Below are 11579 nucleotides of genomic sequence, written 5' to 3'. Positions count from 1 at the left end.
GTTTACCTCACAGCGCCGCGCGCAGCGCTTCTCTAATCAACGTTTCGGATTCTGCACCCGGTTTCGCCACTTTACTGATCATGCGGCTGGCTTCCGGCGGTTTGTATCCGAGGGATATCAGGGCGGCTACTGCTTCACCTTCGGCATCAGATTCTTTCGCTTTCGACGCCGATGCAGGTAGCGTGATATCAGTATGATTGTTAAATAGATCACCGTTTAATCCTTTAAACCGGTCTTTCATTTCGACGACCAGGCGTTCTGCGGTTTTCTTACCGACGCCAGGTAACTTAATTAAGGCAGTGATTTCTTCCTTTTCCACTGCGCTGACGAACTGCTGTGCCGACATGCCTGAGAGGATTGCCAGCGCCAGCTTTGGCCCAACGCCGTTCACTTTGATCAGTTCCCGGAACAGCGCGCGCTCTTGTTTATCATTGAACCCGTAAAGCAGTTGGGCATCTTCGCGAACGATAAATTGCGTGAAGAGGATGGCTTCCTGACCCAGTTCGGGCAATTCGTAAAAACAGGTCATCGGCATATGCACTTCATAGCCCACGCCGTTGGTTTCCAGCAGCACCAGAGGTGGCTGTTTTTCCAGAATAATGCCTCGAAGTCTGCCTATCACGTTCGTTTTCCTTATCAGGTCAAAAGCTGCAGTGTTTATATCATAAAAAAGGCTGGATGAATATCCAGCCTAATGGACTTGCGGCGTCTATCGCATACGTCCGCGCGCCATCTGCAATTTATCAGAACTCAGCCGGATCGCATTCTGGCTCATATGACAATGCGTAATCGCAATCGCCAGTGCATCGGCGGCATCGGCCTGCGGATTGGCGGGCAGTTTCAGGATAGAACGCACCATGTGCTGCACCTGCGATTTTTCGGCAGCACCTGTACCGACAACTGTTTGTTTCACCTGCCGCGCGGCGTATTCGAACACCGGCAAATCCTGATTCACTGCGGCTACAATCGCTGCGCCACGCGCCTGCCCGAGCTTTAACGCGGAGTCAGCATTCTTCGCCATGAATACGGATTCGATGGCAAAAAAGTCAGGCTGGAACTGCGTAATAATTTCCGATACGCCGGCGTAAATTAATTTCAAACGCCCCGGCATATCGTCAACGACGGTACGGATGCAGCCGCTGCCCAGATAACTCAGCTGACGCCCTGTCTGGCGGATAATGCCATAGCCGGTGATGCGTGAACCGGGGTCGATCCCCAGAATAATAGCCATAGCAGCTCAACGCCTTGTGTTGTCGTTTTTTTGCGAAAGTTGGAGACAGTATAAACTGCTGAGGGATTTGAGAATAGCCAGCCGGTGGAGACCACCGGCTGCGGTGAGATTACAGAGTTTCTGCGATCTCGTCGGAGATTTCACCGTTGTGGTAAACCTCTTGTACGTCGTCACAATCTTCCAGCATGTCGATGAGGCGCAACAGTTTTGGTGCAGTTTCTGCATCCATGTCGGCTTTGGTCGATGGGATCATGGTGACTTCTGCGGAATCTGCTTTGAAACCGGCAGCTTCCAGTGCGTCTTTCACTTCGCCCAGATTTTCCCAGGCTGTGAACACATCGATGGCGCCATCGTCGTAAGACTGGATATCTTCTGCGCCCGCTTCCAGTGCGGCTTCCATCAGCACATCTTCATCCAGACCTGGTGCGAAAGAAATCACGCCTTTCTTGGAGAACAGGTACGCAACGGAACCGTCAGTGCCCAGATTACCGCCGGTTTTGGTGAAGGCATGACGCACTTCAGCCACGGTACGGTTGCGGTTGTCACTCAGACATTCGACCATGATTGCAGAACCACCCGGGCCGTAACCTTCATAAATGATGGTTTCCATGTTGGTGTCTTCGTCACCACCGACGCCACGCGCAATGGCACGGTTCAGGGTATCGCGGGTCATGTTGTTGGACAGTGCTTTATCAATTGCAGCACGCAGACGTGGGTTTGAACCCGCATCGCCGCCGCCCAGACGTGCAGCGGTAACCAGCTCACGAATGATTTTGGTGAAGATTTTGCCACGTTTAGAATCTTGCGCCGCTTTGCGGTGCTTGGTGTTGGCCCACTTACTGTGACCTGCCATAAATATCTCCAAAAAGTCTAAAGTCTTAACAGACCGAATAGTTTACAAATTCTTCAATCGCCTGCTGGTTGCTCGGGGAGACGGTCAGCGCTGCCGCTTCCGCTTTTCCCAGCCACCGGAACGCATGATGTTCGGTAAGAACCACATCACGCTCGTCGGGTAACGCCAGACAGAACCAATGTTCTTTATTACGGGTTACGCCGGGAGCATAGCGATGGCGCAAATGCGCAAATATTTCAAAGTCCTCGCAACGGTCACAATCCTGAAGAGGCAGGTTTTCACCTGCGATGTCGATTCCGACCTCTTCCATCACTTCACGCTGCGCGGTTTGATTCGGGGATTCCCCGCCTTCCAGGCTACCGGTCACCGACTGCCAGAAATTCGGGTCATCCTTTCGTTGGAGCATCAGCACCCTGCCGGTGTTTCTGGCGTAGATGACGCACAGTATCGACTCAGGACGCTTATAGCTCATTAGTTATTCTCAGTATTTGTGTCTGGCGTCACTTCTTTTTTCGCAACAACCGCAATACCGAGTTCCAGTAAAGAGGCCGGATTCGCGAAGCTTGGTGCTTCGGTCATCAGACAGGCCGCTGCCGTGGTTTTCGGGAAAGCGATAACGTCACGGATGTTATCCGTACCGGTCAGAAGCATAACCAGACGATCCAGACCAAATGCCAGACCGGCATGTGGCGGTGTACCGTATTTCAGGGCGTCGAGCAGGAAGCCGAATTTCTCGCGCTGTTCATGTTCGTTAATGCCCAGAATGCTGAACACGGTCTGCTGCATTTCGCTGCGGTGAATACGCACAGAGCCGCCACCCACTTCGTAGCCGTTGATGACCATGTCGTAGGCATTCGCGATTGCGGAAACCGGGTTTGCCGCCAGTTCCTGCGCCGTCATCTCTTTCGGTGCTGTGAACGGGTGGTGCATGGCGCTCAGGCCGCCTTCGTCGGTGTCTTCAAACATCGGGAAGTCGATAACCCACAGCGGAGCCCACATGTCTTCGTTGGTGATTTTCAGATCGCGACCTACTTTCAGACGCAGTGCGCCGATTGCGTCGGTCACAATCTTCGCGCTGGCTGCGCCGAAGAAGATCATGTCACCGTCTTGCGCGCCGGTACGTTCGATCAGGGCGGACAGCAGTTCTTCATTCAGGAATTTGGCAACCGGGCTCTGAATACCTTCCAGACCTTTCGCCACTTCGTTGACTTTGATGTAAGCCAGGCCTTTCGCGCCGTAGATTTCGATGAATTTCGCGTACTCATCAATTTGCTTACGGCTCAGGGAGGCACCGCCCGGAACGCGTAATGCCGCTACACGGCCTTTCGGATCGTTAGCCGGATCAGCGAACACTTTGAACTCGATGTTTTTCATCAGTTCAGCAACATCAACCATTTCCATCGGGTTACGCAGGTCCGGTTTGTCTGAACCGAAACGACGCATGGCTTCTGCAAAGGTCATGACCGGGAAATCACCCAGATCCACGCCTTTGATTTCCTGCCACAGTTCGCGGGCCAGTTTCTCCATCACCTCGCGCACTTGCTCAGCGCTCATGAAAGAGGTTTCCACGTCAATCTGGGTGAATTCCGGCTGACGGTCAGCACGTAAATCTTCGTCACGGAAGCATTTAACAATCTGATAATAGCGATCAAAACCGGACATCATCAGCAGCTGTTTGAACAGCTGAGGAGACTGCGGCAAAGCGTAGAATTTGCCTTTATGCACACGGCTTGGCACCAGATAGTCACGCGCGCCTTCCGGTGTGGCTTTGGTCAGCATCGGGGTTTCAATGTCGAGGAAGTCATGGCTGTCCATGAAACGACGCACGAAACTGGTAATTTTTGCACGCGCTTTCAGGCGGTTAGCCATCTCGGGGCGACGCAGATCCAGATAGCGGTATTTCAGACGCGCTTCTTCAGTGTTGACGTGATTGGAGTCCAGCGGCAGCGCTTCTGAACGGTTGATGATGTTCAGCTGGTTAGCGAACACTTCCACTTCACCGGTCGCCATGTCTTTGTTGAACTGGCTTTCAGGACGTGCACGGACGGTACCGGTTAACTGGATACAAAACTCGTTACGCAGTTCAGAAGCCAGTTTGTAGGCTTCGGCCTGATCCGGGTCGAAGAAGACCTGAACGATACCTTCGCGGTCACGCATATCGATGAAAATCAAACCACCCAAATCGCGGCGACGGTTAACCCAGCCACACAATGTCACTTCCTGGCCCACATTGGACGCATTCAGTTTTCCACAATATACAGTACGCATAACGGTATCCTTTTGATCCCACTACCCGGCCTCATGGCGCACAGGTACAGAAACGGTTATTCACTCTGGTCGCCCGCCGCAAAACTGTGCAGCGCGCGGAATGGGTTTTATTCGGGTCGAAAAAAGGCGGCTATTATAAAGGAATTTCCGCCGCAGGATAAGTGCGAACGCATCAAGGCTGGCGCGGAAATTCACACATGTTGCTTGCTACACATAATTTAACAAAATTATCCCCATTATGACCCACGCGTTAGCATAGACTCCGGCTATCCCCTTTGTACACGCAGTTCATTATTCCTGCCTCTATTTACCCCTTTTGATAACCGGGAGCTAACACCATGAAACTCGACCCTAAAACCACTGCATTAGTGCTGATCGATTTACAGAAAGGCATTCTGCCGTTTGCCGGCGGCCCGCATACCGCGCAGCAGGTTCTGGATAACGCCACTGAACTGGCAAACCGTTTCCGTAAACTGGGCTCTCCGGTGATAATGGTGCGCGTGGGCTGGTCCGACTCTTTTGACGAAGCGCTGAAACAGCCGGTCGATGTCCCTGCGGCCGCGCCGGAAGGCGGCCTGCCAGCGAGCTGGTGGGAATTCCCGGAGCAACTGGGCGTCACCGACAAAGACTTGCTGGTGGTTAAACGCCAGTGGGGTGCCTTCTATGGTACAGATCTGGATTTACAACTGCGCCGCCGTGGCATTAAAAGCATTGTGCTGGCCGGCATTTCCACCAACATCGGTGTGGAATCCACAGCCCGTAACGCCTGGGAACACGGCTATGAGCTGGTGATCGCCGAAGATGCCTGCAGCGCGCACAACAACGACCATCATCAGTCCAGCGTGCAGTTTATCTTCCCGCGCATCAGCCGCGTACGTTCAACCGCCGAAGTGCTTGCCGCACTGCCACAGTAACGTTACCCTGCCGGATATCCCTGACGCCGCCTGCCGGGCGGCGTTTTTTATGGAAAAAACAGAGGAAGCGCGGCATGTATATTGGTTTACCGCAATGGCACCACAACGCCTGGGCCCGTATCGGGCTTCGCGATCTGGCTGATTACGCCCGGTATTTCAATTGTGTCGAAGGCAACACCACATTTTATGCGTTGCCGAAACAGGACGTAGTGATGCGCTGGCGCGATATGACGCCTGAATCCTTCCGTTTCTGTTTTAAATTCCCGTCATCCATCAGCCATAAAGCGGCACTGGCGAACTGTCAGGAAGATGTCGATACGTTTTACCGCACGCTGGAGCCGCTTGGCGAACGCATCGGGCAGCTCTGGTTACAGCTTCCGCCCACTTTTGCACCCGCGCATCTTGAGCGTTTATGGCATTTTCTTGATGCCCTGCCCGCCGGTTTTGATTACGGCGTTGAAGTACGCCATTCTGATTTCTTCGCCAAAGGCGATGCCGAGCGTGCGCTGAATCAGGGGTTACATCAGCGTGGGATCAACCGCACCATTCTCGACAGCCGTCCGGTTCACAGCTCGAAATCTCAAACTGAAGCGGTGCTTGACGCCAAACGAAAAAAACCTGTTCTGCCGCTGCATGCCGTTGTAACTGCGACGCGCCCAATCGTGCGTTTCATCGGCGGTGATATTCTTGACGATAACCGGCCGCTGTTCGCACAGTGGGCAGGCAAACTTGCGGCGTGGGAAACCCAGGGGCTTTCTCCTTATCTGTTTATCCACACGCCGGACTGCACCGACGCACCGCAACAGGCGCGCAGTCTGTGGCCCTTGCTGCGGGCTAAAATTCCGACCGTTCAGCCTGAACCTGACTGGCCGGAACAGGACGCACTGTTCTAAATTATTCGTGAATGTCTGACGACAGTTTTGCGTCTTGCCGCTATCATAATGGCGCAGTGAAGCGGGTCATTGCCCCACCGGATCACAGGGAATAACCAAGGAAGTCATCATGATTAGCGCGTTATATGTCGTGCTTGCCGCCATACTTTTGATCAAACTCTCTTTCGATGTCGTACGCCTGAGAATGCAGTACCGCATTGCCACCGGCGACGGCGGCTCCTACGAATTGCAAACCGCCATCCGCGTTCACGGCAACGCCGTCGAATACCTGCCAATCGGCTGTTTATTGCTGCTGTTTATGGAAATGAACGGTGCCGGCGTCTGGATGATTCATGCCTGCGGATTACTGCTGATTACCGGCCGGCTGTTCCATTATTACGGCTTAAAACACCGCGAATTCGCCTGGCGCCGCAGCGGCATGGCCGCCACTTATATCTCGCTGGTGTTAATGGTTATCGCGAATATCATCTATTTGCCGTGGTCCCAGTTTCTGGCATTCGATTAGCTTTTCCGCCGTTTTTTACGGGCAGCGCCGCGCACAGGTATCTGCCCGCCTCAGTATCTGCTAAAATTCGCCCTCAAAATTCTGTCCCTTCAATTTTTTGGTTCGACTCACCATTATGGCAAAGCACGATACGCTGTTTTCTGCACCGATAGATAAGCTGGGCGACTGGACGTTCGATGAACGCGTTGCTGAAGTTTTCCCCGATATGATCCAACGTTCTGTACCGGGTTATTCCAACATTATTTCGATGATTGGCATGCTCGCCGAGCGCTTTGTTAAGCCCGACACGAATGTCTATGATCTGGGATGCTCGCTTGGTGCGGCTACGCTGTCGATGCGCCGCAATATCAAGGTTTCGGGTTGCGAAATCATTGCGGTCGACAATTCCCCCGCCATGGTGGAACGCTGCCGACGCCACATCGACGCCTTCCGCGCCGATACGCCGGTTAACGTTATTGAAGCCGATATTCTGGATATCGAACTCAAAAATGCCTCGATGGTTGTGCTCAATTTCACCCTGCAATTTCTTGAACCGGACGATCGTCAGCGCCTGCTGAATCAGGTCTATCAGGGAATGCGCCCGGGCGCAGCGCTGGTGCTGTCAGAGAAATTCAGTTTCGCGGACAAAGACGTCGGCGAACTGCTCTTCAATATGCATCATGATTTCAAACGTGCGAACGGCTACAGCGAGCTGGAAATCAGCCAGAAACGCAGCATGCTGGAAAACGTGATGCTGACCGATTCTGTTGAAACCCACAAAGCGCGCCTGCATCAGGCTGGTTTCCAGCACACTGAACTCTGGTTCCAGTGCTTTAACTTTGGCTCGCTGATTGCCGTGAAAGCCGGGGAAGCAGAATGATTAATTTTGGTGATTTTTACCGCGTGATTGCCAAAGGCCCGCTGAGCCCGTGGCTCAATACGCTGCCTTCGCAACTGACCGCCTGGCAGAAAGAGTCGCTGCACGGTAAGTTCAAGCTGTGGTTTAACTCGGTTGACCGCCTGCCGCTGTTACAGCCTGAACGTCTGGATTTGCTGCACAGCGTTTCCGCCAATATGGAAATCCCGCTGCCCGCCGGTCAGCGCGAAGGAATTGAAAATCTGCTGCGTAATATGATGCCATGGCGCAAAGGGCCTTTTTCGCTGTATGACGTTGAAATCAATACCGAATGGCGTTCAGACTGGAAATGGGATCGCGTACTTCCGCACATCTCTTCTCTGGCAGGCCGTACAATTTTAGACGTCGGCTGCGGCAGCGGCTATCACATGTGGCGCATGATTGGCGCGGGCGCGCATCTGGCCGTCGGTATCGATCCGATGCAGCTTTTCCTCTGCCAGTTTGAAGCCGTACGTAAATTGCTGGGCGGCGATCAGCGTGCACATTTACTGCCGCTGGGCATTGAGCAGTTGCCTGAGCTGAACGCGTTTGACACTGTTTTCTCGATGGGCGTGCTTTATCACCGACGTTCACCGCTGGATCATCTTTATCAGCTGAAAAACCAGCTGGTCAGTGGCGGTGAACTGGTGCTGGAAACGCTGGTTGTCGAAGGTGACAGTCAGCAGATTCTGGTGCCAGGCGACCGTTACGCGCAGATGGGAAATATCTATTTCATTCCGTCTGCCGAAGCGCTGAAAGACTGGCTGATTAAATGCGGATTTTTAGATGTGCGTATCGCGGATGTCAGCGTCACTACAGTTGAGGAACAGCGCCGTACCGACTGGATGACCAGCGAATCACTGGCCGAATTCCTAGACCCGAACGATCCGACGAAAACTATTGAAGGTTATCCGGCACCGCGCCGCGCGTTGCTTATCGCCCGCAAACCTTAAACCTGTTTTCTCCGCCAGGCACACTGTCTGGCGGAAACCTTCTCCGCATTTATCTCCGGCTTTCTGCCCCCTCGCGCTGTACATCCGGGATTAAAAAGGTCTAACCTTTCGGAATGGCTATCTGTTTGTTCTGACAGAGATCGTGGTTAACGTTCTGGGAGGATGTATGAAATTCCCTAAAGGCAGTATCGTTCAACACAGATCCGGCGATATCAAAGGCACCGTGATGAATACGTTTGAATCTGATAAGGAAATCGTCTCATATTACGTTTCCTGGGAAGATGGCAGCAGCAGTCTGCATCAGGAAAACGAATTGCACTGGGCCAATATCGATGTCGCAATCAAAATTAAAAACTTCTACGAAAAGTAGCCAGCACACTTCTGACTGACATAAATCTTCCGAATTTATTCACCTTTTGCGGCCTTAAGATCAGGGCTGACGGCCTCTGTGCGCCAGGCCTTTGTAAAGCTTCCTGTTTTCATACTTTATCGTTGGATTGATTCATAGTGTTTCGTGTATAAATTCGGCCAAAGTTATTCATCAGAACGCGAACCTGTCGCGGAGATAAGTATGCGCCGGCGAATCCGATTCCTTTTTGATCGTGCAGTGATTGTTTTAGGCCTCTTTGTGATGTGTCTGGTGGTTAAAGCCGGCATGTTTGGCGTGGCTTACCTCACCTGGGGCTGACAATTTTCAGATTAAATGACAACATTTGTCCAATTTTCGATCTGATACCCTTTCCAAATGTAATGGAAATGCTAGTCTCCTACAACCATTCAAACCACAAGGTTATAAAGTGTCCGACTCACACGAAAACCCGGATGTTCTCCTGCGCACCGCTCAGGCACTGGAGGCTGCAATAGCATTCAGCATCGCTTCAATTTCGGTAAATCTTCCCGATGTAAAAACGGAAGTTGTTGAGTCTTTACGCCGTAACACGGCGAACAGCGATAAACAGGATCCCACAAAAGACGCCATCGAACATCTGGTGACGCTGATTGAAACCGCAGCAGGCTCTTCCGAAAAACACCGCGTTTAGCAGAGATATTAAGCATAAAAAAAGCCCCGCCAAAATGGCGGGGGCCCCGTCGGACAGTATAATTTTTTACTCTTTAAAATCAATGCTATATAGCTTCAACTGTATATTCATACTGTATATTATTGTCGATTATACAAACGTTTTAGGCTATTTTATTCTCCTCGGCACCCCCTACAGCACCCCCTGAGGCAGTTTGATATGGCCTATTATAGTATTGAGAAAAGACTCACCGCTTCAGGTGAATTGCGTTACCGCTGCACTGTCGGCGTTAAAGAAGATGGAGCTTACCTTCATCGTGAGAGGAAGACTTTCACCAAGCAGAGTTTAGCTAAAGCATGGGGAGTCAATCGTGTTGCTGATATCGAGCAGAACGGATTACCCCTATCGACCAAACCTTCAGAAAAAATACTGACATTAGGTGAATTGATTCAAAAGTATATGGATCATCCCCATGTAAAGTTTGGACGGTCAAAAAGAGAAACACTCAACTTGGTTCTAAGGTCTTATATTTCGTCCATCCCCTTAAACGAGCTAACCACAGCTTCTTATATTGATCATGCTGTTATGAGGCGTACAAGCGTACAGCCTTCTACTGCGGCGCATGATATCAATTACATTGGTAAGGCACTTAGTTCCGCAAAGCCACTTTTCAATATTTCCGTCGATTATGATGCTTTTGTTACCGCAAGAGAAACCATGCGCCAGATGGGGATCATCGGTGCAGGTAAAACTCGAAGCCGCCGACCTACCGGTATTGAGCTGGATATGATCATTGAGCGATTGAAAGAAAAAACGCTGACATCCTACTCAGGCGCACCCTTTGCCGACATTTTAATGTTCTCCGTACTTTCTTGTATGAGAATAGGCGAAGTTACACGCATTCAATGGTCTGATGTCGATAAGAAGAATAGAGCTGTTCTGGTTCGTGACAGGAAAGACCCACGGAAAAAAGAAGGTAATCACATGGTTGTTCCACTCCTCGGCCAAGCATGGGAAATACTGCAAAGACAGCCTGAGAACAGCGACTGCGTGTTTCCATATAAGGAGCGTTCTCTGACTCAAACGTTTCGGCAGGTCACTAAAGAACTGGGTGTAGAAGACCTTCATTACCATGACCTCCGCCGAGAAGGTGCAAGCCGATTGTTTGAGGCTGGGTTTAGCCTGGAGGAGGTAGCACAGGTTACTGGACATAAGTCATTAGATATTCTGTGGAAGGTTTATCGCGAAATATACCCTCAGTCACTCCATGATAAATTTGAAACGCTTAAACTGAAGTCATCGGTTGATCAGTTGAAAATTTAATTATACTGTACATACAGCCAGTATAATTAAATGAGGTGATTTATGTTTGTTGAGCTGATTTACGACAAAAGAAATATGGTAGGTGTGCCGAACGCCAATGCGCTGATTCTGGCTGAACTGACCAAGCGGGTGCATGGCACCTTTCCTGATGCTCACGTGAAGGTTAAGCCAATGGTGACGTTAAGCAGCATCAACACGGATGCCAGCAAAGCACAGAAAGCGATTCTGGCCGGGATAGTGGAAGAGATGTTTGATGATGCTAACGAATGGCTGGGTATTGAGTAAGGGGGTTTTATGCACGTTGAATTGCTGATCGATAAAACCAAGCAGCTGCCCGCCGGCGCGGTCGAGGCTTTCAAAGTTGAGTTTGAGCAAAGGCTGGAAAGAAATTACCCGGGCGCTACGTTCAGCGTTCGGCGGGCTCATAGCGATGGACTGTCTGTGATGGGAGGTACGGCGCGGGATAAAGAAGTGATCGACGTGATGTTGCAGAATACGTGGGAAAGCGCAGATGACTGGTTTCAGTCATAAATTTAGGTAAATCAGTATTGATTGACATACCTCGGACTTGTCTTAAAAAGACCAATCTTACTTCTTTCTATTGTGGTAGCTTATTAGATGACTTTAAAATTAGTACACATCTAAATCATAAAAGGCTCAAAAATGAGAAAACTAGCCAAATATATTTTTTCTCCATTTCTGAAAAGATTTGAAAATATTCATTACGGAATCAATGAAAATAAGTC

The 11579-nt window shown here is 50.9% G+C and carries 15 protein-coding genes; 10 read left to right on the top strand and 5 right to left on the bottom strand.

Features of this window, described 5'->3' with window-relative positions; translation table 11 throughout:
- Positions 1-7 precede the first annotated feature (7 nt).
- The 5 genes from ruvA to aspS form a co-directional block, all read right to left on the bottom strand.
- Positions 8-622: a Holliday junction branch migration protein RuvA gene (ruvA, locus tag J1782_RS06030; RefSeq protein ID WP_152325805.1), complete on the bottom strand. Its 615-nt coding sequence runs from the start codon at positions 620-622 to the stop codon at positions 8-10.
- A gap of 87 nt (positions 623-709) precedes the next feature.
- The gene (gene ruvC, locus J1782_RS06025) at positions 710-1231 is read right to left on the bottom strand and encodes a crossover junction endodeoxyribonuclease RuvC (RefSeq protein WP_015696865.1); all 522 of its coding nucleotides are present in this window, start codon (positions 1229-1231) and stop codon (positions 710-712) included.
- Positions 1232-1340: 109 nt separating this feature from the next.
- Positions 1341-2084 carry a YebC/PmpR family DNA-binding transcriptional regulator gene (locus J1782_RS06020; RefSeq protein WP_152325803.1) on the bottom strand — a complete coding sequence of 248 codons (744 nt, stop codon included), beginning with the start codon at positions 2082-2084 and terminating at the stop codon, positions 1341-1343.
- A gap of 25 nt (positions 2085-2109) precedes the next feature.
- Positions 2110-2556, bottom strand: coding sequence for a dihydroneopterin triphosphate diphosphatase (gene nudB, locus J1782_RS06015; protein WP_152325802.1), 447 nt, complete (start codon positions 2554-2556; stop codon positions 2110-2112).
- Positions 2556-4352 (bottom strand): aspartate--tRNA ligase, encoded by a 1797-nt coding sequence (gene aspS, locus J1782_RS06010; RefSeq protein ID WP_217152654.1) that lies wholly within the window; start codon positions 4350-4352, stop codon positions 2556-2558. Before aspS ends, nudB begins: the two co-directional genes overlap by 1 nt.
- A 338-nt stretch (positions 4353-4690) precedes the next feature.
- Here aspS and J1782_RS06005 point away from each other — a divergent pair, with 338 nt between their 5' ends.
- The 10 genes from J1782_RS06005 to J1782_RS05960 all read left to right on the top strand — a co-directional run bounded on the left by J1782_RS06005 (position 4691) and on the right by J1782_RS05960 (position 11364).
- Positions 4691-5266, top strand: coding sequence for a hydrolase (locus J1782_RS06005; RefSeq protein ID WP_217152653.1), 576 nt, complete (start codon positions 4691-4693; stop codon positions 5264-5266).
- 74 nt (positions 5267-5340) lie between these two features.
- The gene (locus J1782_RS06000) at positions 5341-6159 is read left to right on the top strand and encodes a DUF72 domain-containing protein (protein ID WP_217152652.1); all 819 of its coding nucleotides are present in this window, start codon (positions 5341-5343) and stop codon (positions 6157-6159) included.
- Positions 6160-6268: 109 nt separating this feature from the next.
- A complete protein-coding gene (locus J1782_RS05995; protein ID WP_152325798.1) occupies positions 6269-6664 on the top strand; it encodes an MAPEG family protein in 396 nt (131 codons plus the stop codon).
- A 115-nt stretch (positions 6665-6779) separates the two neighbouring features.
- A complete protein-coding gene (gene cmoA, locus J1782_RS05990; protein ID WP_152325797.1) occupies positions 6780-7523 on the top strand; it encodes a carboxy-S-adenosyl-L-methionine synthase CmoA in 744 nt (247 codons plus the stop codon).
- Positions 7520-8491 (top strand): tRNA 5-methoxyuridine(34)/uridine 5-oxyacetic acid(34) synthase CmoB, encoded by a 972-nt coding sequence (gene cmoB / locus J1782_RS05985; RefSeq protein WP_217152651.1) that lies wholly within the window; start codon positions 7520-7522, stop codon positions 8489-8491. The genes cmoA and cmoB overlap by 4 nt, the downstream gene beginning before the upstream one ends.
- Positions 8492-8657: 166 nt before the next feature.
- Positions 8658-8861, top strand: coding sequence for a hypothetical protein (locus tag J1782_RS05980; RefSeq protein WP_104922452.1), 204 nt, complete (start codon positions 8658-8660; stop codon positions 8859-8861).
- A gap of 427 nt (positions 8862-9288) precedes the next feature.
- Positions 9289-9531 carry a hypothetical protein gene (locus J1782_RS05975; RefSeq protein WP_152325795.1) on the top strand — a complete coding sequence of 81 codons (243 nt, stop codon included), beginning with the start codon at positions 9289-9291 and terminating at the stop codon, positions 9529-9531.
- Positions 9532-9729: 198 nt separating this feature from the next.
- Positions 9730-10833 (top strand): site-specific integrase, encoded by a 1104-nt coding sequence (locus tag J1782_RS05970; protein ID WP_217152650.1) that lies wholly within the window; start codon positions 9730-9732, stop codon positions 10831-10833.
- A gap of 42 nt (positions 10834-10875) precedes the next feature.
- Positions 10876-11118 carry a DinI-like family protein gene (locus J1782_RS05965; RefSeq protein ID WP_217152649.1) on the top strand — a complete coding sequence of 81 codons (243 nt, stop codon included), beginning with the start codon at positions 10876-10878 and terminating at the stop codon, positions 11116-11118.
- A gap of 9 nt (positions 11119-11127) precedes the next feature.
- A complete protein-coding gene (locus tag J1782_RS05960; protein ID WP_217152648.1) occupies positions 11128-11364 on the top strand; it encodes a DinI-like family protein in 237 nt (78 codons plus the stop codon).
- Positions 11365-11579 lie beyond the last annotated feature (215 nt).

This window comes from Rahnella sp. BCC 1045 (genome assembly GCF_019049615.1).
Lineage (GTDB): Bacteria > Pseudomonadota > Gammaproteobacteria > Enterobacterales > Enterobacteriaceae > Rahnella > Rahnella contaminans.
Note: the sequence above shows the minus strand (reverse complement) of the source record. Positions and strands in the feature narration are given on the sequence as shown.

Coding starts and splice junctions, on each gene's coding strand:
- aspS (WP_217152654.1), bottom strand. CDS start 4,352: ATGCGTACTGTATATTGTGGAAAACTGAATGCGTCCAATGTGGGCCAG.
- J1782_RS05960 (WP_217152648.1), top strand. CDS start 11,128: ATGCACGTTGAATTGCTGATCGATAAAACCAAGCAGCTGCCCGCCGGC.
- J1782_RS05995 (WP_152325798.1), top strand. CDS start 6,269: ATGATTAGCGCGTTATATGTCGTGCTTGCCGCCATACTTTTGATCAAA.
- ruvC (WP_015696865.1), bottom strand. CDS start 1,231: ATGGCTATTATTCTGGGGATCGACCCCGGTTCACGCATCACCGGCTAT.
- J1782_RS05965 (WP_217152649.1), top strand. CDS start 10,876: ATGTTTGTTGAGCTGATTTACGACAAAAGAAATATGGTAGGTGTGCCG.
- J1782_RS06020 (WP_152325803.1), bottom strand. CDS start 2,084: ATGGCAGGTCACAGTAAGTGGGCCAACACCAAGCACCGCAAAGCGGCG.
- J1782_RS05980 (WP_104922452.1), top strand. CDS start 8,658: ATGAAATTCCCTAAAGGCAGTATCGTTCAACACAGATCCGGCGATATC.
- J1782_RS06000 (WP_217152652.1), top strand. CDS start 5,341: ATGTATATTGGTTTACCGCAATGGCACCACAACGCCTGGGCCCGTATC.
- cmoB (WP_217152651.1), top strand. CDS start 7,520: ATGATTAATTTTGGTGATTTTTACCGCGTGATTGCCAAAGGCCCGCTG.
- J1782_RS05970 (WP_217152650.1), top strand. CDS start 9,730: ATGGCCTATTATAGTATTGAGAAAAGACTCACCGCTTCAGGTGAATTG.
- nudB (WP_152325802.1), bottom strand. CDS start 2,556: ATGAGCTATAAGCGTCCTGAGTCGATACTGTGCGTCATCTACGCCAGA.
- J1782_RS06005 (WP_217152653.1), top strand. CDS start 4,691: ATGAAACTCGACCCTAAAACCACTGCATTAGTGCTGATCGATTTACAG.
- cmoA (WP_152325797.1), top strand. CDS start 6,780: ATGGCAAAGCACGATACGCTGTTTTCTGCACCGATAGATAAGCTGGGC.